At 32.2% G+C, this 25168-nt stretch carries 22 protein-coding genes; 16 read left to right on the forward strand and 6 right to left on the reverse strand.

Annotation, left to right across the window (positions count from 1 at the left end; genetic code table 11):
• Window positions 1-153: 153 nt before the first annotated feature.
• The 4 genes from KCTC32516_RS09960 to KCTC32516_RS09975 form a co-directional block, all read right to left on the reverse strand.
• Window positions 154-390, reverse strand: a complete 237-nt coding sequence (locus tag KCTC32516_RS09960; RefSeq protein ID WP_301400269.1) for a 7(1) septoil knot domain-containing protein — start codon at window positions 388-390, stop codon at window positions 154-156.
• A gap of 293 nt (window positions 391-683) precedes the next feature.
• A complete protein-coding gene (locus KCTC32516_RS09965; RefSeq protein ID WP_301400270.1) occupies window positions 684-854 on the reverse strand; it encodes a glycine zipper domain-containing protein in 171 nt (56 codons plus the stop codon).
• A gap of 15 nt (window positions 855-869) precedes the next feature.
• The gene (locus tag KCTC32516_RS09970) at window positions 870-2249 is read right to left on the reverse strand and encodes an MATE family efflux transporter (protein WP_301400272.1); all 1380 of its coding nucleotides are present in this window, start codon (window positions 2247-2249) and stop codon (window positions 870-872) included.
• Window positions 2250-2307: 58 nt separating this feature from the next.
• Complete coding sequence (locus KCTC32516_RS09975; RefSeq protein WP_301400273.1) at window positions 2308-2910, reverse strand: YkgJ family cysteine cluster protein; 603 nt, start codon at window positions 2908-2910, stop codon at window positions 2308-2310.
• Between the two features lie 111 nt (window positions 2911-3021).
• Here KCTC32516_RS09975 and KCTC32516_RS09980 point away from each other — a divergent pair, with 111 nt between their 5' ends.
• The 4 genes from KCTC32516_RS09980 to KCTC32516_RS09995 are packed head-to-tail and all read left to right on the forward strand — an operon-like array spanning window position 3022 to window position 5671.
• Complete coding sequence (locus KCTC32516_RS09980) at window positions 3022-3420, forward strand: acyl-CoA thioesterase (protein WP_301400274.1); 399 nt, start codon at window positions 3022-3024, stop codon at window positions 3418-3420.
• Between the two features lie 37 nt (window positions 3421-3457).
• Window positions 3458-4576, forward strand: a complete 1119-nt coding sequence (locus KCTC32516_RS09985) for a DEAD/DEAH box helicase (RefSeq protein WP_301400275.1) — start codon at window positions 3458-3460, stop codon at window positions 4574-4576.
• A 1-nt stretch (window position 4577) separates the two neighbouring features.
• The gene (locus KCTC32516_RS09990) at window positions 4578-5204 is read left to right on the forward strand and encodes a trimeric intracellular cation channel family protein (protein WP_301400276.1); all 627 of its coding nucleotides are present in this window, start codon (window positions 4578-4580) and stop codon (window positions 5202-5204) included.
• 5 nt (window positions 5205-5209) lie between these two features.
• Complete coding sequence (locus tag KCTC32516_RS09995) at window positions 5210-5671, forward strand: MaoC family dehydratase (protein ID WP_301400277.1); 462 nt, start codon at window positions 5210-5212, stop codon at window positions 5669-5671.
• A gap of 50 nt (window positions 5672-5721) precedes the next feature.
• Here KCTC32516_RS09995 and KCTC32516_RS10000 read toward each other — a convergent pair whose 3' ends face one another.
• Window positions 5722-6141, reverse strand: a complete 420-nt coding sequence (locus tag KCTC32516_RS10000; RefSeq protein WP_301400278.1) for a hypothetical protein — start codon at window positions 6139-6141, stop codon at window positions 5722-5724.
• Between the two features lie 171 nt (window positions 6142-6312).
• On the opposite strand from KCTC32516_RS10000, the gene KCTC32516_RS10005 reads away from it, so the two are divergent.
• Genes KCTC32516_RS10005 through KCTC32516_RS10020 form a run of 4 tightly spaced genes read left to right on the forward strand, consistent with a single transcriptional unit; the run spans window position 6313 to window position 12536 of the window.
• Window positions 6313-7869, forward strand: a complete 1557-nt coding sequence (locus KCTC32516_RS10005) for a DEAD/DEAH box helicase (protein WP_301402758.1) — start codon at window positions 6313-6315, stop codon at window positions 7867-7869.
• A 13-nt stretch (window positions 7870-7882) separates the two neighbouring features.
• Window positions 7883-8797 (forward strand): EamA family transporter, encoded by a 915-nt coding sequence (locus tag KCTC32516_RS10010; RefSeq protein ID WP_301400279.1) that lies wholly within the window; start codon window positions 7883-7885, stop codon window positions 8795-8797.
• 39 nt (window positions 8798-8836) lie between these two features.
• Window positions 8837-9724, forward strand: coding sequence for a sterol desaturase family protein (locus tag KCTC32516_RS10015; RefSeq protein WP_301400280.1), 888 nt, complete (start codon window positions 8837-8839; stop codon window positions 9722-9724).
• Complete coding sequence (locus KCTC32516_RS10020; protein WP_301400281.1) at window positions 9690-12536, forward strand: alpha/beta hydrolase family protein; 2847 nt, start codon at window positions 9690-9692, stop codon at window positions 12534-12536. The genes KCTC32516_RS10015 and KCTC32516_RS10020 overlap by 35 nt, the downstream gene beginning before the upstream one ends.
• A gap of 69 nt (window positions 12537-12605) precedes the next feature.
• Here the strand turns inward: KCTC32516_RS10020 and KCTC32516_RS10025 are convergent, their stop codons facing one another.
• The gene (locus KCTC32516_RS10025) at window positions 12606-14681 is read right to left on the reverse strand and encodes a S9 family peptidase (RefSeq protein WP_301400282.1); all 2076 of its coding nucleotides are present in this window, start codon (window positions 14679-14681) and stop codon (window positions 12606-12608) included.
• A 487-nt stretch (window positions 14682-15168) separates the two neighbouring features.
• Between KCTC32516_RS10025 and KCTC32516_RS10030 the strand changes: the two genes are divergently transcribed.
• The 8 genes from KCTC32516_RS10030 (at window position 15169) to KCTC32516_RS10065 (ending at window position 25166) form a co-directional block, all read left to right on the forward strand.
• Window positions 15169-18192, forward strand: a complete 3024-nt coding sequence (locus KCTC32516_RS10030; RefSeq protein ID WP_301400283.1) for a WD40/YVTN/BNR-like repeat-containing protein — start codon at window positions 15169-15171, stop codon at window positions 18190-18192.
• A 123-nt stretch (window positions 18193-18315) separates the two neighbouring features.
• The gene (locus tag KCTC32516_RS10035; protein ID WP_301400284.1) at window positions 18316-18771 is read left to right on the forward strand and encodes a cold-shock protein; all 456 of its coding nucleotides are present in this window, start codon (window positions 18316-18318) and stop codon (window positions 18769-18771) included.
• Between the two features lie 130 nt (window positions 18772-18901).
• Complete coding sequence (locus KCTC32516_RS10040) at window positions 18902-20911, forward strand: M13 family metallopeptidase (RefSeq protein ID WP_301400285.1); 2010 nt, start codon at window positions 18902-18904, stop codon at window positions 20909-20911.
• Between the two features lie 400 nt (window positions 20912-21311).
• Window positions 21312-21746 carry a c-type cytochrome gene (locus tag KCTC32516_RS10045; protein ID WP_301400287.1) on the forward strand — a complete coding sequence of 145 codons (435 nt, stop codon included), beginning with the start codon at window positions 21312-21314 and terminating at the stop codon, window positions 21744-21746.
• Entirely contained in the window at window positions 21743-22930 is a 1188-nt protein-coding gene (locus KCTC32516_RS10050) for a putative porin (RefSeq protein ID WP_301400288.1), read from the forward strand. The genes KCTC32516_RS10045 and KCTC32516_RS10050 overlap by 4 nt, the downstream gene beginning before the upstream one ends.
• 23 nt (window positions 22931-22953) lie before the next feature.
• Complete coding sequence (locus tag KCTC32516_RS10055) at window positions 22954-23259, forward strand: c-type cytochrome (RefSeq protein ID WP_301400289.1); 306 nt, start codon at window positions 22954-22956, stop codon at window positions 23257-23259.
• Window positions 23260-23487: 228 nt separating this feature from the next.
• Window positions 23488-23679: a cold-shock protein gene (locus tag KCTC32516_RS10060; protein ID WP_301400290.1), complete on the forward strand. Its 192-nt coding sequence runs from the start codon at window positions 23488-23490 to the stop codon at window positions 23677-23679.
• A gap of 146 nt (window positions 23680-23825) precedes the next feature.
• On the forward strand, window positions 23826-25166 hold the full coding sequence (locus KCTC32516_RS10065) for a DEAD/DEAH box helicase (protein ID WP_301400291.1): 1341 nt from the start codon (window positions 23826-23828) through the stop codon (window positions 25164-25166).
• Window positions 25167-25168 lie beyond the last annotated feature (2 nt).

The raw sequence follows: 25168 nt of genomic DNA on the forward strand, positions 1-25168 counted from the left end.
TTTTTTTAATAGAGATAACGTGTTTGTGTATGATTTTGTTGCAGTTAAAAGTGCTATCCACTTTCCGCCGTAGCGGAAAGATAATTAATTTGCGTGAATTCCGATTAAGGAATTCACGCAAATTAATTATAAACAGTGTTTGAAATAGTTTACTTATCCAGGAAAATTCTCAACATACTTTATTTTGAAATCAGGGAAGTTTTCTACAATTTTAATTTTGAAGTCAGGAAAATTCTCAACTATTTTCCATTTCCCAGCCGAATTTGGGAAATTTTCAACTATTTTAACCTTTAAATCAGGGAAGTTATCAACTACTTTTACTTTAAAGTCGGGAAAATTTTCAACTATTTTAATTTTTCCATAAATCTTTTTAACATTAACTTTTTTCATATTATTTATATTTAATTTCCAGATGAAAGAACTTCTGCCTATATGTATGTTTATTTACCCCACCAATTTACTAAAAGAGAACCACAAAACAGTGCGGAAAACCACAACTGTTTATAAGTATTATGAAAAACACGTATAACTACCTAGTACAAAAATGGTGTTAACTCCCGGCAAAAGGAGAACCAAAAATACCAACTGCCAGTTCTAAATAGATAAGAAGTAGAAGAAGTAGGAGTACAGCAATAAGGAGGCGTTTTTTGTTTTTTAAAAGTTTCATGTGCTGCTACTTTTTGTTACTCTTCTTTTTTGTTATTTTCTTGTTGTTGCATTCTATTTCCAATTCCTGCTCCAATTGCTACACCTAGAGCAATCCAAAGGCCTAAATTATTTGTAGCAACACCAATGGCAACTCCAACTGCAATTCCGATTGCCATTCCTTGTCCTAATTTTTTTTTATTCTTCATGTTTTATCAATGTATTTAATTCCTATTCGTTTTTTCTGTGTTATTGCTAGTTTTTAATTGCTTGGTGGTTTTATCAATTTCTCGCTTTAAGAAATAGCCTGTTACAATGGTTGCTAATGTATCGGCAATCGGGAAAGAAATCCACACGCCCAATTCGCCATAATAGGTTGGCAAGATTAATATCAACGGAATAAAGAAAAACCCTTGTCGAGTTAAAGTCAATAACAAAGCGGGCGTTGCTTTTCCGATTGCTTGAAAATAAGCAGCTCCAATTAATTGAATCGCAATAATAGGCGTTGCAGCAAAAACCCAGCGCATATCTTGTGGCGTTTGCTGTAAAATATCGGCATCAGAAGTAAATAATTGTGTGATATTATCTGGAAAAATCATCAAGACAATAAAAATCAGCGTTGCCAATAAAGCGGCATATTTAATGGCTGTATAAATGGTTTCTTTGACTCTGTGATAGTTTTTTGCGCCGTAATTATATCCAGCAATGGGTAAAAATCCTTGCGTAATTCCGAATACAGGAAACAAGGCAAACATCAGCATTCTTCCTACAATTCCGTAAGAAGTTACCGAATTAACGCCGCCCAAATCGAATAAAATATTGTTCATCAATAAATACGTAACACTAACCGCTGCTTGTCTTGCCAAGGTTACAAAACCCAAAGAGCTAATTTCTGAAACAATACTTTTTGAGAGTTTTAAATGATGCAAGCCAATGTTTAATTCAGATCTTTTTGTGATAAAAAACCAAGCGATAAAAAAAAAGCACAACATATAAGAAGCTGTTGTTGCCCAAGCAGCACCTTGCATTCCGTAATCTAACACATTGATAAAAACATAATCTAAAATTAAGTTTCCCACAGAAGGAATTAACATCGCGTACATGGCAAACTTCGGTTTTCCTTCGGCTCTAATTACGGTGTTTCCCATCATACAAAGTGCTAAAAACGGCACTCCGTATAAAACAATGGTATAATAGATTTTTGCAGGTTCAAAGATGTCTCCTTTTCCGCCGAAAGTCGGAATTAAACTGTTGGCGTAAAACAATCCTAAAACAGTCATGGTAAGTGTTACCAATAAAGTCAATGTAATTTGATTGCCAAAAGCAAAAAGTGCTTTTTCTTTATTGTTAGCACCTAAAGCTCTAGAAATTATGGAAGAACCACCAATTCCAATGCTCATTCCTAAGGCAGAAATAAAAAACGAAATGGGCAATACTACATTAATCGCCGCAATGGCAATAGGTCCAATCCAGTTTCCAACAAAAATGGTGTCAATTAAAATATTTAAAGACATTACTAAAATACCTATAGATGCTGGTGTAGCTTGCTTAATAAGTAGTTTGCTAATGCTTTCGGTTCCTAAACTATTGGATACATTTTTCATAAAAGACACAAATATCTAAAATCTTTAGATGAACATTGATACGAATTTAAAAAAAGATTTAACCACAATTTTTTTCAACATCAGGCGATGGTCTATACGCATAATATTGCAACACTTCTTCTATCGCCATTTTAAGTGCTTTGTTGATGGGCAACATGTTGTTGCCTAAGAAAAAATCGATTTGATTTAATTGCATATAATATTCTGTAAATACGGGCACATGCAATCCTTTTGTAATGGCTTCGGCAGTAGAAGTATAGTTTTCAGCCTGACCTTCTTTGATGATTTTACAGGTTGCCAAACGTAATTTTCCGTATTTATCTGTGTTGGCAGCAAAACCAAAAAGACGACAAATTAATCCTCTGTATTTGTAATTGCTACAACTTCCTTTTCCGATTCCGGTTAAAGGCGTATAAATCATACAAGTTGATGAAGTATTTTTATTGAGTAATTGCAAGGTGTTTTCTGCTTCGTCATTTAAAAACAAATGAAAAGCCCAAGGTAAAAATTCTAAAGGCGAAGCTTCTACGGTTGGATAGGTACAACATCTTCCGCAACCCGCCACACAACCCAATCCTGACACTTCTTTAAACGAAGTAGTTTCTTGTTCTAATTGATGAAAAAGTTTTTCTACCAACTGCACTTTTCGTTCTATCGACATTGTTTTTTTTATAAGGTAGGCTTAATAAAACCAACGAAGCTTGTTTATTTTTTAATTCGATGATTTCTTTTTCAAAAGGGTTCTTGTACCTTTGTGTATAAACTAAAAACAATGTCGCAGTCATCAAATATATTTACCTATCATCATATTGTTACCGAAGATGAAATTGATACCCTAAATCACGTAAATAATGTGGTGTATGTACAATGGATTCAAGACATTTCTACCAAACATTGGAACGATTTAACCAAAAACAGTCCAGATTTGAAATTTGTTTGGGTGGTAACCAGACACGAAATCGATTATAAAGGACAGGCGTTGTTGGGTGATCACATCACTTTTAAAACCTGGGTTGGCGAAACCAAAGGAGTTACTTCTGTGCGTCATGTAGAAATTTTAAAAGGCAACAAATTATTGGTAAAAGCACAAACCGTTTGGTGCATGTTACATGCAGAAACACTAAAGCCAGCGAGAATTACAGAAAGTGTTTTAAAAGTATTACAAACATAGAAATATCCGTACATTTGCACTTTCAAAACAGCAGGTTATGTCCACATTTAAAGATTTAGGAGTTCGTAAAGATTTTATCGAATCGTTAAAGGAATTGAAGATTACAGTTCCTACAGATATTCAAGAAAAAACCATTCCAATTTTATTAAATTCTGAGGTGGATTTTGTTGGGTTGGCACAAACCGGAACAGGAAAAACGGCTGCTTTTGGATTGCCAATTTTACATAAAATTGATCCGAAAAATGATGCTGTACAAGCGTTGATTTTATCACCAACAAGAGAATTGGTGCAACAAATAAAAAAGCATCTTTTTAAATACACAAAATATTGCGACGATAAGATTTTTATTGAAGCGGTGTATGGTGGCGAAAAAATTGACAGACAAATAAACAACCTAAAAAGAACAACACACGTTATTGTTGCAACTCCAGGAAGATTGATCGATTTGATTGAGCGTGGAGATGTAAACCTTAAAAATGTAAAAAATGTTGTTTTAGATGAAGCCGATGAAATGCTAAGCATGGGTTTTAAACAAGATTTAAATAGAATTTTAAAATATACTAGCGGAACAGGAAATGTGTGGTTGTTTTCTGCAACGATGCCAGATGAAATTCAAAAAATCATCAAAAAATACATGAGTCCAGATGCGGTGCGTGTTTCTGTTAATCCAAATAGTTTGGTCAATGAAAACATTACGCATCAGTACATCAAAACAACCATCAAAGAAAAAACGGAATTGATTGTTGCTTTTTTAGAGAAAAGACCCAACGATAGAGGAATTATTTTTTGTAGAACAAAAGCAGGAACACAAAATTTAACTGCTCAGTTAAAAGAAGAAGGTTTTGCGGTGGAAGCACTAGAAGGAAACATGCAACAAAAAGAGCGTGATAGAGCAATGCGTATCTTTAAAAAAGGAGATTGTCAGTGTTTAATTTCTACGGATGTTTCAGCACGTGGAATTGATGTAAATAACCTAGCATTTGTGATTCATCATCAATTACCAGAACAATTAGAATATTATACACATAGAAGTGGAAGAACTGCTAGAGCTGGTAAAACCGGATTTTCTTTAGCTTTTATTTTACCCTACGAATTGGAAGAAATTCATAGAATTCAGAAAGATTTAGGGATCAAATTCACAGAGATTTCATTTTAAAATGGATTTAATTTACGTTTTAGATATCATCGGTACATTTGCCTTTGCAATTTCTGGAGCTCTGGTTGCTTCTGATAAAAAATTCGATTTATTTGGCGTGATTATCATTGCATTTGTAACTGCTGTTGGTGGCGGAATGACACGTGATGTATTAATCAATGCGCATCCAATTAACTGGATTGGCGATTTAAATTATATCTGGACAATTATGGCGGCAGTCGTTTTTACCTTTTTATTTAAAAGTAAAATTGCCCATTTAAGCAAAACGATGTTTTTGTTTGATACCATCGGAATTGGTGTTTTTACAATGTTGGGCGTTCAAAAAGGATTGTCTTTTGATTTACATCCTTTTATTGCGGTTGTTATGGGAATGGTTTCTGCTGTAATTGGTGGAGTTATTAGAGATGTCTTAACAAACGAAGTTCCGTTGATCTTTAAAAAAGAAATATATGCATCTGCTTGTTTGGTAGGTGGAACAGTTTTTTTGTTGACAAATCATTTTAACGCACCAGAAAGCATTCAGTTTTTTGCAACCATCTTAACGGTGATTCTCATTCGTTTATTAGCGGTAAAATTCAACTTACAATTGCCAAAAATAAAAGACGATTTGTTTGGTAAAACCTCATAAAAGACATGAAAAATTTCATTTTTAAAAACGTATCAGAATTTAAAAAGATGATTGGTAGAGAATTACCAACCTCTGACTGGATTACAGTTTCTCAAGAAATGATCAACGATTTTGCAAATGCTACTTTAGACAAACAATGGGTTCATGTTGATGTGGAGCGAGCTAAAAGAGAATCGCCTTTTAAAAGTACCATTGCGCACGGATTTATGTCCGTGGCTTTATTATCAAAATTCTTAGAAGATTTAATACACATTGATAGCATTAAGTTGGGGTTGAATTATGGATTGAATTCCGTTCGGTTTGCAAACGCTGTTCCTGTAAACAGTAAGCTGCGTTTAAAAAGTACGGTAAAAAACATCGAGGATCATAAAAATGGAATTAAAGTCACTTTTTCTTGTTTTGTAGAAATTGAAAATCAAGAAAAACCCGCTTGTGTCGCAGAGTTTTTAACCTTGTTATTTGAATAAAAAAACGCTTAATTTCTTAAGCGCTTTTTATAAAAATGTGTTGTAATTTTTTAGGATAGAATTCCTTTTTTAGTAGCATCTTTAGCATACCAAACTAAAAATAAACACACAACAATAATTAGAATTGGCATTGCTAAACTTGGCATTTCAACATTTCTAAATAAATAAATCTGCTGAACAATTGCAGCAAGTGCTGAAATTAAAAATAATTTTGCGGCAAATTTTTTCTTTAATAAAAGAAATAGTGCCCCTAAAGCTCCACCAAAAACGGCCAAAGCAAATGCAGCAGTAACCCAGGCAGGTTGTTCAGTTAAAAATTCTGCTTGCTGTTCTGGTGGTAAAGCAGCAATCATTTCTTCGGTAATAAATGCTCTCGTTAAATAAGCAAAAACACCCATTAAATTCCAAATGAATGCAACTACTGCAATAATCCAAAATGCTGTAGTTGGTTTGTTCGTTGAATCTGACATACGTTAAATTTTAATAATTATTAGTGTTACAAGATAGTTAATATCTTGGTAATTAGAAAATTATAAAATATTTAATAAAAATTAACAGATTTTTTTTTGTGAATTTATTCGTTAAAAACCTTAAAAACAACGTACTTTTGCAACTTTCACTAAACAATACAAATGTCAGAAATGTCAGAAATTATTGAAACTACAGAAATAGAAGAACGTAAAACTGGTAAAGATTTATATAGTTATCAAAAAGGCGCCATTAATAAAATTTTCAAACTTTTTGAAAATGCTCCAGACGATTATCACTTATTATATCAATTGCCAACTGGAGGAGGGAAGACGGTGATTTTTTCTGAAATGGTGAGACAATATTTAAAACATCATCAAAAGAAAGTGTTGGTAATGACGCATAGAATTGAGTTGTGTAAGCAAACATCTTCTATGTTAACAGAGTTTGGTGTAGATAATAAAGTAATTGATAGCACCGCAAAATTAGATGATCAATCTAATTATTCTTGTTTTGTTGCCATGGTAGAAACGCTAAACAATCGTTTAAATGATGACAAACTTGATATTTCTGATATCGGTTTGGTTATTATTGATGAAGCGCATTACAATTCGTTTACCAAATTGTTTAAGTTTTTTGATAAATCGTTTCTTCTTGGAGTTACAGCAACGCCTTTAAGTTCGAATATTAAATTGCCAATGAAAGACAATTACAATGAGTTAATTGTTGGCGAAACCATAGAATCTTTAATAGAAAACGAGTTTTTAGCTCAAGCAAAAACCTATTCTTATAATGTTGGATTAACTTCTTTAGTTGTTGGTTCTAATGGCGATTATACGGTGAAATCATCAGAAGATTTGTATTCTAACACAATGATGTTAGGCAAGTTATTGCAATCGTATGAAGAACGATCTAAAGGTAAAAAAACATTGATATTTAATAACGGAATTAACACTTCAATTCACGTTTACGAAACATTTAAAGCAGCTGGTTATCCGATTGCGCATTTAGACAATACAGCAACAAAAAAAGAAAGAGCCTTTATTTTAAGATGGTTTAAGAAAACGCCTAACGCCATTTTAACTTCTGTAAGTATTTTAACCACTGGTTTTGATGAGCCAACGGTAGAATCTATCATTTTAAACAGAGCAACAAAATCGTTGACCTTATACTATCAAATGATTGGTAGAGGATCTAGAATTTTGAAAAATAAATCGCATTTTAATATCATTGATTTAGGAAACAACTTTCACAGGTTTGGCCCTTGGGGAGCAGATTTAGATTGGCAGCAAATTTTTAGATCTCCTAATTTCTATCTAGAGAAATTATTGAATGATGAAGAATTAGAAGAGACGTTTGCTTATGATATGCCAGAAGCTTTAAGAGCTGAATTTGCAAACTCTAAAGACATCACATTTGATGTAAAACAAACCTATTTAGATTCTTTAAAAAACAGAGAATCTACAAAAGTTGTGTTAGAAAAATCGTTAGTACATCATGCAAAAATATGCATAGAAAATAGCGAAGATGTGTATGATGCCTTAGATTTAGCAAAGAAATTAGGCGATGATATCGATTTTAGATTGCAACGTTATACCAAATGCATTAGCAAAAGCACCAATAATTTTATGGATTGGCTTAAAAATGATTACAGAATAAAACTGAGATTGTTTTTAAGAGCTAATTTTGATGAAATGTTTGAAGAAATTCACGGAAGACCTGCTGAATAAGCAACATTGCTTTATGAAATTAACTAAAGAAACAATCTTAATACTTTTAGCGTTTTTTGCGATTTATGTTATTTGGGGATCTACGTATTTGCTAAATAAAATTGCAGTTCAAGAAATTCCTCCTTTATTTTTATCTTCTACAAGATTCACTTTTGCTGGATTCTTAATCTTACTCATTGCTAAAATTTTAAAACTTCCTTTAAAAATCACAAAAAAGCAATTGTTTAATAATACACTTGCTGGGTTTTTATTTTTAGTGTACGGAAACGGTGTTTTTGTGTGGGCTTTAAAATATGTTGATAGTAGTTTTGCTGCATTAGAAGCATCATCATTACCATTGGTTGTCATTATTTTAATGCGGATTTTATATGGAAAAAAAATTCATAAAATGTCTGTATTAGGCGTTTTCTTTGGAATTATTGGAATCTATTTATTGGTAAGTCAACAAGATATTACAAGCGGAGAACATAGTCTGTTGGGTGTTTTTATGATTGCTACTTGTATTTTTAGTTGGGCTTCGGCAAGTATTTTTGTTTCTAAAGCCGATTTGCATACAAACTATTTTGTAAATTCTGGGTATCAAATGTTTACTGCCGGAATTTTATTATCAGGGTTTAGTTTGTTGCTAGGAGAAGAATGGAAATCTCCTTTATTCTGGAATAATGCCACAATGAATTCAATGATATTACTCGTAATCTTTGGAAGCATAGTAGCTTTTACGTCATTTAATTTTTTATTAAAAAAAGTATCTCCAGAAAAAGTAGCAACTTCTTCGTACGTAAACCCTCTAATCGCTTTACTTTTAGGCTGGTATGTCTTAGATGAAAACATCACTATTCAATCAATTATTGCAGCAGTAATCTTATTATTGGGTGTTTATTTTATAAATTCTAGTAAGAATGTTAAGATTCATAAGAAAATTACATAGAGTTTAATATCTTTAAAGTCTATTTTATTTACTTTATTGATGGAAAAATATTTATCTGCGTTTAAAGACGCATTTTTTGGCTCTTTAGATTGGACGTGGAAATCTGTATTATTTGAAGTTCCTTGGTACACAAATTATTTTTGGGGATTAATTGTTATTTCTCTTGTTGTTTGGTCTTTAGAAATTGCATTTCCTTGGCGTAAAAATCAAGCGATTATTAGAAAAGATTTTTGGCTAGATGGATTTTATATGTTCTTTAATTTTTTCGTTTTTTCTATTGTTATTGCAGGGTTTTATACCGTTTTTGAATTGATATTTAACCAATTCGGAATCACATTAAAAAGTTTGGCTCTTCTTGATTTACAGCGTTTTCCTATATGGGCAGAATTGCTTATTTTCTTTGTTCTGTTAGATTTTGTACAATGGTTTACACATGTTTTATTACATAAGTTTGAATTTTTATGGCGATTTCACAAAGTGCATCATTCGGTAAAAGAAATGGGGTTTGCTGCGCATTTGCGTTATCATTGGATGGAAAATATTTTCTACAAACCCTTAAAAACAATTGGCGTAATGTTGCTTGGCGGTTTTGAGCCAGAACAAGCGTTTATTGTGCATTTCTTTGCCATTTCTATCGGACATTTCAATCATTCAAATATTAAAATCACGTGGGGATTTTTAAAATATATTTTTAACAATCCAGTAATGCATCTATACCATCATGTAAAAGTGTTGCCAGAAAATAAACCCAACGGAATTAATTTCGGAATTAGCTTAAGTATTTGGGATTACCTCTTTAAAACCAATTATGTTCCTGAAGATAGCGGAACCATAGAATTAGGCTTTCCTGGTGATGAAAACTTTCCAAAAGGATTTTTAAATCAACTATTTTATGGCTTTAAAAACGATAAAAAACAACAACTATAACTTAAACATCAACCAAATGAAAACGACATTTTACAGCATGCTTTTTTTACTTACAATTTCTGTAAGTGCACAGAAAAAAATTTTAGATCATCCAGATTTTGATATCTGGAATACCATAAAAAATCAATCTATTTCTAACAACGGAAAGTTTATAATGTATTCTTTAGAAAGAGGAGAAAAAGATCGTTTTTTAAAAATTAAAGACGAAAAAGCAAGAGCAATTTTTAGTTATGATAGAGTTGAAGGGGGGCAATTTACAAACGATTCTAAAAATGCACTTTTCACGATTACTGCTTGGAAAGACAGCATCACCGAAATGCAAAGAAGAAAAGTAAAAAAGGATAAAATGCCCAAAGATACGTTGGCAATTTACACTCTTAAAAGCAAAAAATTCACTAAAATCGCGAATGTAAAATCATATAAAGTTCCGCAAAAATGGACTGGTTTTGTTGCATATTTATTGGAAGACATTAAAAAACTTGCATCAAAAGACAACACTAAAAAAACGGAGAAAGCAGATAAAAAAGAGAAACCAAAAAAGGGAAAGAAAGTAAGTGCTGAAAATGGATATCATTTAGTGATTAGAAATTTAGCGACTCAAAAAGAAGACACCATTAAATATGTAACATCTTATATTTTTGCTAAAGAAGGTAAAAACTTGGCCTATGTAACTACTGGAGATTTAGATGCTGAAAAAGGTGGAGTTTTTGTTTTAAATTTAGAGAATAACCAAACAACAGAAGTATTTACTGCGAATAATAAATCCAAGTATTATCAATTAACATTGAATGATGCAGGGAATAAATTAGCATTTGTTGTAGATGTTGATACTACGAAAGTTTTGGTAAGACCAAATCAATTGTATGTTTGGAATGGCGCTGCAAAAGCAACTGAAATTACAGATCAGAATTCAACTTCTAAAGGATATCGAATTTCATCAAACGGAAAAATTAGCTTTTCTAAAGACAATTCTAAAATGTATTTTGGATTGGCAACGCAACCCATTGTAAAAGATACAACCTTAGTAAAAGACGAAATTGTAAATGTAGAAGTTTGGGCCTACGATTCACCTAGATTGTATACTGTTCAAGAAATGCAAGTAAATAACGATAGAAAGAAATCGTACACCGCAGCATTGCATTTAAATTCTAATAAAGTGGTGCAATTGGCAACAACAGAATATCCGAATGCAACGATTGGAAACGAAGGAAATTCTGAAAACGTGTTGATTTCAAATCCAACTCCATATTTATTAGAAAGTCAATGGACAGGAATGAGAGCAAGCGATTATTCCATTGTGAATTCTACTTCTGGGAAAACAACTACAATACTAACGGATATTTCTGGCGGAGTTCGTTTAAGTCCGCAAGGGAAATTTGCGTATGGTTACAATCCGGTTGATAGCAGCTGGTTTGCTTATGATATTGCAAAAAACACAAAGTTAGATTTAACCAAAGGAAAAGTATTTTACAACGAATTAAATGACACTCCAAATCATCCAAGATCATACGGTTTGGCTGGTTGGACCAAAGATGATGAAGCCATTTTGATTTATGACAGATACGATATTTTTAAATTCAACCCAACAACTGGTCAGCATACAAAATTAACAAATGGTAGAGCAACAAAAACCGTGTATCGTTATGCTAGATTAGACAGCGAAGAACGTTTTATGGATGCTTCTAAAAAATGGTTGTTAACCACTTTTAATGAGACAACTAAAAATAGCGGATATTACGAGTTCAACGCGAAAAGAAATCGCGGAAAGCAATTGGTAGACGGACCATATCGATATTCAAATCCTGTAAAAGCAACAGACAATAAAAGCGTGTTATTTACACGTCAATCTTTTATTGATTTTCCGAACTTACGGGTTTCAGATTTGAGCTTTAAAAAGCAAATTGTTATTAGTGATGCAAATCCGCAGCAAAAAGATTACAATTGGGGAACCATAGAATTGACTCATTGGACTTCTTTAGATGGAAAAAAATTAAGTGGTTTATTAATCAAACCAGAAAACTTTGATCCGAATAAAAAATACCCAATGTTGGTAAATTTCTATGAACGCAGTTCAGACGGATTACATAATCACAGAGCGCCATCACCAGGAAGATCAAGTATTAATTACAGTTTTTATACAAGTAGAGGATATGTAATTTTTAATCCAGATATTGTGTATAAAGATGGGTATCCAGGAGAATCTGCTTACAATGCGGTAATTCCAGGCGTTACTGCTTTAATTGATAAAGGTTTTATCAAAAAAGATAAAATTGGTGCACAAGGACATAGTTGGGGCGGATATCAATTAGCATATTTAGTAACAAGAACAGATATTTTTGCTGCAGTAGAATCTGGCGCACCAGTTGCAAATATGATTAGTGCTTATGGAGGAATACGATGGTGGACAGGTTTAAGCAGACAATTTCAATACGAGCATACACAAAGTAGAATAGGAGGAACGCCTTGGGAATATCCGATGCGTTATATAGAAAACTCACCAATTTTTGGAATTGATAAAATTAATACGCCGTTATTAATTATGCACAATGATGCTGATGGGCATGTGCCGTGGTATCAAGGAATTGAGTTTTTTACAGCGTTAAGACGTTTGGGAAAACCTTCTTGGTTGTTAAATTATAACGGAGAACCGCATTGGCCATTAAAAATGCAAAACAGAAAAGATTTTAACATTAGAATGGCACAGTTTTTTGATTATTATTTAAAAGACACCAACCAACCAACTTGGATGCATCGTGGGGTTCCTGCAATAGAAAAAGGAATCAAACAAGGCTATGAGTTGATGAAAAATTAAAAGAATAAAAAACAAGAAAAAAGCTCCAGAATTTTCTGGAGCTTTTATATTTTAATTAACTATTTTGGTTTAATCTAACACTAAATGCTGAATAAAGAATTCCATCATTCTGTCTCTACTAACAGCAGTATGGCCTCTATCTGGACCAACTTGTACTTCAAAACTTTTACCCGATTTTTGTAAAGCTTGTATCAATTGTAAAGAGTTTGCAGGATGCACATTGTTATCACTTGTCCCAAAGTAAATCATTAATTCACCTTTTAAATCTTTGGCATACGTCATGATACTAGAAGCGTCATATCCTTTTTTATTGTTGGTAATTAAGTTCATATAACGTTCTGTATACACATTATCATAATTTCTCCAATCTGTTACCGCAGAATTTGCAACTGCAGCATGATATACTTCTGGATGTCTTAATAAACTTGTTGCTGCTGTTGTTCCTCCGTAAGAAGTTCCGTAAACACCAACGTTATTTTTATCGATATAAGAACGATTGTACAACGATTTAACGCCTTCTGCAAAATCATCCATTTCTACAATTCCTAAATTCCCGTACAATTTATCTAACAAACGTTTTCCTCTACCACGAACATTTCTTCCATCAATATTTAAAACAATAAACCCATATTCTGTTAACAAACTAGGGTAGGTAAAAGATTCTCTAAAAGCGTTGGTTGCTGGTCCACCATAATTATCTAAAATTACAGGGTATTTTTTAGCAGGATCAAAATTAGAAGGAAAATGAATCATTCCGTGTAGTTTTGTTACTCCGTCAGCAGAAGTAAATGTAAACACTTCAACAGTTTTAAAGCCTAATTTATTAAATTCAGTCATATCACTTTTAGTAATTTCAGCTATTTTTCTCCCTTTTGTATTCATTAAATTTACAAAAGGAGGCGTGTTATGTGTTTGAGCAACATCTACAAAATACTTTCCGTTTGGAGCAATAATTGCACTGTGATTAAATTTTGGATCCGTTAAACGAACATCTTTTGTTCCGTTAATATTTACACGATGCAATTGCATTTTCATGTGATTTTCTCCACTGCGAGCATAATAATACACTTGTTTCTTTTTCTCATCAACTTTTACAATTCTTGCAACTTCAAAATTATGGTTGGTTAATGTATTTACAAAGGTTCCGTCATAATTATATACGTAATAGTTGTTAAATCCATTTCTTTCTGACGCCCAAATAAAATGCTTTCCATCTGCTAATTCATACATTTCTGGAGTGTTTTTTGTAAAACTCGGCAACCATTCTTCTCTAACAATGGTTCTGGTTTCTCCAGTAGTTGGATTCCCTGCACTCAATTCCATAATGTCTTGCTTACGGTTTGTAGAATGAAATAACAATTCTTTTTCGTCTGGCGACCATTTTATTCCGTATAAATACGTTCCTAGAGCTCCGTCATCATAAGGTTTTCCTTTTCTAACATCTAAGGTTACTGTTTTTTTAGTATCTAAATCATACACCAATAAATCTACAGGTAAATTTTTAGCTCCAACTTTAGGATAGGCTTCAATTTCTACAGAATCTTGTACTTTTATTTGATCGTACAACACATAATATTTCTTCGCATGTTTTTCTTCAAATCGATAAAAAGCTACTTTTTTAGAATCTGGAGACCACCACATTGCTGTTGTTTGCCCCAATTCCTCTCCATAAACCCAAGTTGCAATTCCGAATTTGATTTGATTTTCATCATTTCCTTTGGTAGTAATTGCATGTACATTAGAACCATCTGGATTGCTGATGTACATATTTCTATCTTTTGTAAATGCTTTTAATTTTTTATCAGGAGAAAGGGCAGAAGGATATTGTCTTCCACGAGCAGGTCTATTTCCTCTTCTAAAACGTTGTGGGATTTTTGCTTTTTCTGATGCAATAATTTTTTTCTTTCTTACGTCATAGGTAAGTTGCATTCCGTTTTCTACATACGTAAATGTTTTCCCCTCTTTTGCCCAAACAACAGAAGTTGGAGCTCTTTTTATTGAGCTATATAGTTTTGGTGCCATTTTTTGATACTGTGCATACCCTGGCATCTTTTTTAATTTGTCTTGAGCTGCACTATTTAGTGAAAAGACAAACAGTAGCAACAAAGAAAATAAGGTTGCTTTTTTAGAGTGATTGAAATTCATTTTGTGTTAGTTTTAATTTTATTCGAGTAAAGTTAAATGAAAAAATGGTCTAAGTAAAAAAAGATTGAAATTTTAACGAAAGCTTATACTATTTATTTTAAAATGAATAATATCCTTAACTTTTACGAACAAATTATAATTTAAAACACATGAATTTATCCTAAGAAAGTATACTTAAGTGGTGAAATTATAGCTTCAGAATCTGCTAAAACATCAATATCTGATAGCGTTTTTTTTTATTTGGTGATGGTGTTATGTATAAATTACAAGAAGAACGGCTACAAGAACCCATTCTTCTCTGAAAAATAGTTTACCAACAGTTATGATGTATGCCAGTCCGAAAAAAACTACAACAAGCTTATTTTAAGTTGAAATAAAATAGCTTTTTCTTAGCTATAAAATACTAGCTCAAAACGGGCATGCATTAATTTTAATAAAATTTATTTTAGAACCCTTATAATTTTCTCTAAATTTGAGAAACTAAACATTGAATTCCAAACTTATGAAACGCTTGTCATTATTAATACAATTCCTTTTATTCTTATCAATTTCAAGTTCATTACTTGCACAAGACTTTAGTGCTTTAAAATATAGAACTGTTGGGCCAGAAAGAGGAGGAAGAGTTACAACAGTAACTGGAACACCAATGTTACCTGGAACTTTTTATTTAGGAGCAACTGGTGGTGGAGTTTGGAAGTCTGATGATTATGGAGTTTCTTGGAATAATGTTTCTGACGGATATTTTGCAACGCCATCAATTGGAGCAATTGAAGTAGCTGTAAACGATCCTAATATTGTATATGTTGGTACTGGTTCTGATGGTTTACGTAGTAATGTTATTTCTGGGAAAGGGGTATATAAATCGATAAACGCCGGTAAAACTTGGGAACATATTGGCTTAAGGGAAACTGGTCAGGTAGGAGCTCTAGAAATTGACCCAACAAATCATAATATTGTTTGGGTTGCTGCAATAGGAAATGCTTTTAAATCGAATTCTGAACGTGGAATTTACAAAACAATTGATGGAGGAAAAAATTGGAAAAAAATATTCTTTATTTCTGATGAAGTAGGTTTTTCTGATTTAGAATTATTACCTAGTAATCCTAACATTGTATATGCAGCAGCCTGGAAAGCTAGAAGAAAACCTTGGACAATTATTTCTGGAGGAAATAAGAAAGAAGGTGGTATTTACAAATCTATCAATGGAGGAAAAGACTGGGTGAAATTAGAAAAAGGATTGCCAAAAAACGGAATTGGTAAAATTGATTTGGCAGTTTCTCCTGTAGATTCAAGTATTTTATATGCTGTTATTGAAGCACCAGGTAAAGAAGGAGGTTTGTATAAATCGATAGATCAAGGAGCTTCATTTATACAAGTTTCTAATAATAAAGGCTTGGTAAATAGACCTTTCTACTATACAAATATTGAGTTAGATCCCACAAATTCAGAGATTATTTATTCCAACGCAAATCCATTATTAAAATCAATTGATGGTGGTAAAAGCTGGAAAAGAATGTCTGTTCCTCATGGAGATAATCATGATATTTGGATCAATCCAAACAATCCAAATTTATTAATTCAAGCAAATGATGGTGGCGCAAATGTTACCCATAATGGAGGAAAAACATGGTCATCACAATTCAATCAACCCACGGCAGAATTATATCAAGTAGAAGTAGATGATCAATACCCATATTGGTTATACGCTGGCCAACAAGACAATTCTACCGTTGCAATACCGAGTTTACAACCGTTTGCAAGACCAATTTCTGGAAAAGGTTGGGGAATAAGTGTAGGTGGATGTGAAACAGGACCAGCTGTACCAAAACCAGGAAATCATAATATAGTATATTCAAATTGTAAAGGAAATTTTGGGGTTTATAATAAGTTAACCGGAATAGAAAAAAAATATACTGTTGGTGCTTCATTTATTTATGGATACAACCCTAAAGATTTGAAATATCGTTTTCAGCGTGTTGCACCCATTCATGTTTCTCCACACAATCCAAATGTAGTATATCATGGTTCGCAGTATATTCATAAAACAATGACAGATGGAAAAATTTGGGAAACAATTTCTCCCGATTTAACAGCTTTTGAAAAAGACAAACAGGTTGTTTCTGGAAGCCCAATTACGAGAGATATTACAGGAGAAGAATATTATAGTACATTGTATTCAATTAGAGAATCTAAATTAAAAGAGGGATTAATTTGGACAGGTTCTAATGATGGTGTTATTTCCGTAACCAAAAATGGAGGGAAATCTTGGAAAAATGTTACACCAAAAAAATTACCAAAAGGAGGTAGAGTAGAATCTGTAGAGCCATCACAATTTGATCCAGCAAAAGCTTATATTGCTGTTGATAGACATTTATTGGGAGATGATAAACCTTATTTTTATAAAACCACAAACTATGGAAGAACATGGGAATTAATTTCTACAAGTTCAAACGGAATTCCAAATGATTTTACAAGCAAAGTTTTACGAGAAGATCCAGTAAGAACAGGTTTATTATATGCTGGTACAGAATTCGGAATGTTTGTTTCTTTTGACGATGGGAAATCGTGGAAAAAATTTCAACAAAATCTACCAGTAACCCCAATTACGGATATTAAAATCTTTAGAGGAGATTTAATTTTAAGTACGATGGGAAGAGGTTTTTGGATTTTAGATAATATTACTACCTTAAGAGATGAAAAAATTAATAGTTTAAAATCTTCTCCATGGTTATTCAAACCAGACACAACAATTCGCTATCGTTCTCGAGGTTATAGAACTGATGGTATTGTCCAATATCCAGGAACAAATGTCATTATAGATTATTTTATCCCGAATAAAAATACCTCACCAATTCAATTAGAGATTTTAGATTCAAATAGAAAAACTGTTGCCTCAATTGTTAGTAATAATAGTTTGATTAATAAAACGACTGTTGTAGAAAACATGAATTTGAGTCAGGTTTTTAAATATGTAGATACAAGATTAGAAACAAAATCGGGCATCAATCGTTTTAACTGGAATTTACAGCAGAAAGGAGCTTGGTCATCAAACAAAAATAGAAGTTTTAAAAACGGCCCGATGGTTGCTCCAGGAGTTTATACTGCAAAATTAACAGTAAACGGAAAATCGTTTGAGCAATCGTTTGAAATTACAATGGATCCAAGAGTTAAAGACGAAGGAATTACAAAAGCTGATATTGTAAATCAAATTGCAATGCAACAAAGAGTAATGGATTTACTTTCTGAAGCTAGACAATTTCAAGATACATTAGAAAAAGAAGCAAAAACTTTAAAAGGAAAAAAATCAGCTAGACTAAATACAATTAACGCAATTTTAAAACAATTAAAAAACAATTCTGTTGTGTATCCACAACAAATGCTAGTTTCTCAAATCTCATTCTTACTAAACATGTTTAGTAGTGCAGATCAAATTCCGGGTCAAGATTCAAAAAATAGATTTAAAGAATTAACAAATCAGTTTCATACATTAAAAAATGAATTTAGGAATTAGTTTTATTTGAAAGAGAGATTAGTATAACAAATAAATTGCTTATTTAATTTTCCTATTATTAACTGTAAAATAGATATATTTGCAAAATAATTTTAAAATAGACTTTAATAATTTACAATACGAATGGCTAAATCGCAACAGACATACAATAAGAGTGAAAAAGAAAAAAAACGTTTAAAAAAGCGTGAAGACAAAAGAAAGAAGATGGAGGCTCGTAAAGCTGATGCAAAGGAAAATGGAACTTCTGGAATTGAATTTGCTTATGTAGATCATAATGGTAATTTAACCGATACTCCGCCAGATCCAACATTAAAGGTTGAAGTTGAGTTAGAAGATATCATTTTAGGAATTCCTAAAAAAGAAGAAGGTGAAGCAGAAGATCCGATTAGAAACGGAAAAGTTTCATTTTTTGATTCTTCTAAAGGATATGGTTTTATTTTAGATACTGATAATCAAGAAAAATACTTCACACACGTTAGTGGTTTGATTGATGAAATTGCAGAAAACGACAAAGTTACTTTTGAACTTGAAAGAGGTTTAAAAGGAATGAACGCTGTAAAAGTGAAACAAAAAAAATAATTTTAGTATATATACTTACTACTATTAAGGTAAAAGCAACTTTTTTAAAGTTGCTTTTTTTTTATGCCTTAAAACTTCTGTTTGAGTGATTATTTATTTTCATATATTTGTGTAAACTACACTCAACCTTATGAAAAAAGCACTTTATGTTTCGTTATTTTTATTGGTATTCGCTTCTTGTAATACCGAAAACAGAGCAATCAAAAATAAAATTGATTTTGATGGAATCACAGAATCCATCAAACCAGGAGACAATTTCTTTAAACGTGTAAATAAAAAATGGCTAGACACTGCTGTGATTGCAGAAGATCAAGTTGGAGTTGGATCGTATAGTTTCTTAAACATTCCGCAAAAAAAATTATTAGAAAACATTTTAACAGAAGTTGCATCAACAGATCAAAAGGAGGGAAGCATCGAACAAAAAGTAGGCGATTTTTATAGTTCTGGAATGGATACAGAAACCATTAATAAACTTGGTTTTCAGCCAATTCAACCTATTTTAAATAGCATTGATAATATTAAAAATGTTTCTTCATTAATGACTTTTGTTGCAGAAGAAATTACGTCTGGAAATTATTCTATTATTGGCATGAATGTTTCTCCAGATAATGAAAATAGTAAATTGAACATCTTGCATTTTGGTCAAGCCGGAATAGGATTGCCAGATCGTGATTATTATTTTAAAACAGATGCAGCTTCAGTTGTCATTCAGGATGCATATAAAAAATATTTGACTACACTATTTACCTTATCAGAAACAAAAAATGTGGAGAAAAAAGCAGAAACAGTTTACAATATTGAAAAGAAATTGGCAGCATCACACAAAACAAGAATTGAACGCAGAAATGTAAAGGCCAACTACAATAAAATGGCTGTTTCTAAAATCAATAAAAAACAACCAAATATTGGCTGGACAAAATTATTGAAAAAGCTAAATCTAAAAGCCGATGAAGTTGATATCAAACAGCCAGCATATTATGATGAGCTAAATAAGTTGTTAGTTTCTATTCCGATTTCAGAATGGAAAACCTATTTAAAAGCGGGTACTTTAGCTACTTATGCGGATGTTTTAAGCAAACCTTTTGAAGATGCAAATTTTGAGTATGCAAAGGTTTTGTACGGACAATCTACTCAGAAAACTCGTGCTCAATTAATGGTTCAGAAAGTAGACAGACAATTAGGTTTTGCACTTGGACAATTATATGTAAAGCGATATTTTAATGAAGAAGCTAAAAAACGTGTGTTAGATTTGGTAAACAATTTACAAAAAGCTTTTGAAAATAGAATCAATCAATTAGATTGGATGAGCAATGTTACAAAAGAACAAGCAAAGGAAAAATTATATGCAATTACTAAAAAAATTGGATATCCAGATGTGTGGAGAACATACGATGTGAAAATTGAAAAAGGAAAATATTTTGAAAATGTACTGGCTTTAAAAAAGAATCAATATCAATACCAGGCAAATCAATTAAACAAAGCACCAAACAGAGATCGTTGGGGAACAACGCCTTCTACAGTAACTGCGTATTACAATCCGCCTTTAAATGAAATTGTTTTTCCGGCAGGAATATTACAATTTCCGTATTTTGATGTCACTGCAGATGATGCTGTAAATTATGGCGGAATCGGAATGGTCATTGGGCACGAATTAACGCATGCTTTTGATGATCAAGGAGCGCAGTTTGATAAAGATGGAAATGTAAAAAATTGGTGGACTACAGAAGACTACACAAAATTTAAAGCAAAAACCCAACAAGTGATAGATCGTTATAGTTCTTTTACGGTTTTAGACAGTGTTCATATTAAAGGTGCATTAACAGTTGGAGAAAATACGGCGGATAATGGCGGAATTTCAATTGCCTATGATGCATTTAAACTTACCGAACAAGGAAAAGGAACAACTAAAGTTCAAGGTTTTACTCCAGATGAGCGCTTCTTTATGTCGATTGCTAGAATTTGGCGCGTAAAAACACGCCATGCTTATTTGCGTAATTACATCAAAACAAATCCACATTCTCCACCAATTTGGCGCGTAAATGGTCCATTAATGAATTTTACACCATTCTATAACACTTTTGATGTAAAACCTGGTGATAAAAATTATAAAGCTCCAGAAGAAAGGATTAAGATTTGGTAATCTTCTTTTTAATATACAACATTAGTCATAGTAGTTTCATTTTTTTAACTAAAATGGTTAATCAATGATAAATTAAAAATTAAAAAAATCAGAAATACATTTTTTTAATTAATAACAGGATAGTCTTTTATTTATAAGTGAATAATAGACTATTGAGTTTTCTCGTTTTCTACTTTTCTACCTTGTTTACTATTTCTATAAATATTTTTCTATAATATTAAAACCGTTTTTTATGAACTTCTTCATAAGAAAGTAAGACGTAGATGCAATTCATCTAATAGCTCTTTTTATACTTTCAATAATCTAATTATTTATAATGCATATAGGTTAAAACATGATAGATGTCATATTTTTTAGCACAAATGACTCGTAATTTTACATCTCATAAAATGAAAAGAATATGAAAACAAAAAAAATTATTTACAGTTTATCACTCACAGGTATCTTTTATGTTGTACTAGTGAGTTTTATTTCTACAAATGAAAATGTCAATTATATTGGCATTAAGCAAAAGAAATGGGTAGCTCCAGAAAGCGCAAACAAAATAGTAAATCCTTTAAAAGGAGATGAGAAATCATTATCCATAGGAAAAAAACTTTTTAAAATGCAGTGTTCTGTCTGTCATGGATTTAAAGGCAAAGGAGATGGTATGGCAGGAGCTGGACTAAACCCAAAACCAGCTAATCTAACTAGTGAAGCAGTTCAGTCTCAAACTGATGGGGCAATCTTTTGGAAGATTCAACGAGGTCGTGGACCAATGCCTAGCTATAAATCTTCACTTAAAGAAGAATATCGATGGTCAATCATTAACTATATAAGAATTTTAAAAAAATGAAAAAACTATTTATAACAATGTTTGTTATTGGTGTTGCACATATTTCTTATGGACAAACATACAATCGCTTTGAGGTTGATAGTATAATCTCTAAACAATACAAACCAAGTAAAACCCAATTTATGGTCAGAGGTTATGGTCATACAGGCTTTAACTCTATGGATACTCAAGGAAATAAAAAATCTTCATACGTTGGTTCTGCTTTTTCGCCTATTTTCTTATTCAAACATTCAGACAGGCTTATGTTTGAAGCTGAACTTGAGTTTGAGCTTGGAGGTAACAACCTAGAAGTCGGCCTAGAATATGCAGATGTAATGTATGTTTTGAATAAGAATATGACAGTTCGTGCAGGGAAATTTTTGCTTCCTTTTGGAACCTTTATGGAACGATTACATCCCGCTTGGGTTAATAGACTGCCAACAAAACCATTGGGATTTGGTCATGATGGTATTGCGCCTGCATCAGGTATAGGTGTAGAAGTTCGAGGAGCTTTTAATATTGGAAGTTCTACTTTAAACTATGCTATATACTCAACCAACGGAGCAAGATTAAAAGATGGCAGTGTAGAACCTAAAGAAGCAGGAAGGCTATTATTCAAAAACTATACAGACAATAATACCAGCAAAGCTTTTGGTGGTCGTATAGGGGTATTACCTTTTGCTGATTCTTCTACAGAAATAGGTTTTTCAACATATTCTACGAATGGACTTGGTTCTTCAGGCTCTATATATGAAAATGTTGGAGCCTTTTTATATGCAATCGACTTTGCTTTTGTAAAACAAATACCTGCTATTAGTGGGTTTGTTGATCTTAAAGGGCAATATAATAATTCTGATATTACTGACGCTACTTATACAGAACTTGATCAAAATAATGTTCCACAACCGTATACTTTCAATAATATAAGTAACTCCTTTTATACTCAATTAAGCTATCGTCCAACTATGGCTAGTAGTGATTTTCTTAAAAAAATAGAACTAGTTGGTAGGTATTCAGATATCAATACACCAGAAGGAGCAGAGTGGGAAGAACAATCTGTTCAATATGCTTTTGGTATAAATTATTGGTTAACCTGGAGGTCAGTTGTAAAAATCGCTTATCAAACTACCGATACTGTTGGTGGTCATGATGGAGGTAGTGGAACAACAAATGGCTTCTATGTGCATTGGGCTATTGGATTCTAAAAAATAAATTAAATATAAAGATTATGAAAACAATACATAAAATAGTTATAACAGCTTTGCTGCTTTTTATTACTGGAGGAATATTAGTTAGTTGTGCTTCTTCAAAGGAGGTGTATTCTAAAGTAACAAAAATTGAAGACGAATTTAAAATTGAAAAATCGGGAGCTCAATTATGGGGAGAAGCTTGTAATAGATGCCATTTGGCACCTTCACCTGCTGATTACAATGATATCGATTGGAGCACAATAAGCTTACACATGAGAATACGTGCTAATTTAACAGAAAAAGACATCACAAAAATAGCAGACTTCTTAAAATCCTCAAATTAATTAGGGATTTACAAAACCCAAATTATACTTGATAAGCTAAGAGTTTTTTTGGTTTTGAAATTTTTAGAATAATAGACATTTTGATAAATCGAAACAAGTGTTGAAGTAAACTCTTAACAATTAGAATTATAATAAATTGAAAATAAGTGAATTAATGTATTGTCAGTCTAAAAAATGTAACCACCTTTGCAACTTATTAATAAGTATTATAAATTTAATTACATTACAATGAGTAAAGGAACAGTAAAATTTTTCAATGAGTCTAAAGGATTTGGATTTATCACAGAAGAAGGAGTAGACAAAGATCATTTTGTACACATCTCAGGATTAATCGATGAAATTCGTGAAGGCGATAGCGTTGAATTTGATTTACAAGAAGGAAACAAAGGATTAAATGCAGTTAACGTAAAAGTTATCTAAAACATATACTTTAAGTTTTATAAAAGTCCATCAGCAATGATGGACTTTTTTTATGCTAAAATTCAACGCTAAAATAAGGGACATTAATATATTTATTTGTCTTATTCACGAGAACGGTATTGTTATCTTTGCAAAAAATATTATTTATGTCAAAACGTTTTTCCGATTTAGGAATTCATGATCAGTTAGTACAAGGCTTGGCTGATTTACAGATTTCTATTCCAACAGATATTCAAGAAAAAACAATTCCGGTTATTTTACATCAACAAGAAGATGTAGTAGCTTTGGCAAAAACAGGAACAGGAAAAACTGCGGCATTTGGTTTGCCTTTATTGCAATTGATAGATGTTGATAAAACTAATATTCAGGCAGTAATCTTAGCACCAACAAGAGAATTAGGGCAACAGATTTATACAAATTTAGTGTCTTTTTCTACACATTTACCAGCAATTTCTATTGCTACAATCTGTGGTGGAATTCCAATTAAACCTCAAATAGAACGTTTAAAAAGCACTACACATATTGTTGTGGCAACTCCAGGGCGTTTGGCAGATTTAATAGAACGTAAAGCAATCGACATTAAAAACATTTCTTATTTTATCTTAGATGAAGCAGATGAAATGGTAAGCGCCTTAAAAGTTGGATTGGATGCAATTATCAAAGAAATCCCGAAATCGAGAAGAACGTTATTGTTTACGGCAACAATGCTAGGAGCCATTAAACAATTGGTTCAGAATTACATGTCAAAACACGTTATTCAGATAGAAGCTGATATGACTACTGTTGGACATCAAGGAATTGACCATCAATATGTGGTCGTAGCACCGATAGAAAAGCTAGAAGTGCTGTTGCATTTCTTAAATTCTAAAGAAGGAAAGCGAGGCATCATTTTTTGTAAAACAAAAGCTGCCGTAAATAAATTAGCGAAAAACTTAGCCATCAATAAATTTTCATCTGGTGCCATTCATGGGAGTTTAAGTCAAGGAATTCGAGATCGAATTATGGGGCAATTTAGAGAAGGTTTTATCGATATTTTAGTGGCAACGGATTTGGCAGCAAGAGGAATTGATGTCAAAGATGTTTCTTATGTAATCAATTATCATTTACCAGACACCTATGATGCGTATGTGCATAGAAGTGGACGAACAGCGAGAGCAGGAGCAACCGGACTTTCTTTAACTATTTTACAGCAAGAAGAAGTTGCTGACATTGCTGATTTTGAAAAAGAATTAGGCATTGTTTTTAAAGAATTTAAAAAAGCAGATGCTAAAAGTATTGAAGAAAACAACGGATTGTTGTGGGCAAAGAAAATATTTAAGACCAAACCAAATCGCACTATTTCTGAAGAGTTTAGAAAAGAAGTGAGAACAATTTTTCATCATTTAACAAAAGAAGAATTGATAGAAAAAGTATTGGCAAATTATATAGCACAAACCAATTCAGGAGCTTCAAAATCAGAAGAGCCTAAAAAGAAAAAGAAGAAATAGAC

Source organism: Polaribacter huanghezhanensis, from assembly GCF_030444335.1.
GTDB classification, from domain to species: Bacteria; Bacteroidota; Bacteroidia; order Flavobacteriales; family Flavobacteriaceae; genus Polaribacter; species Polaribacter huanghezhanensis.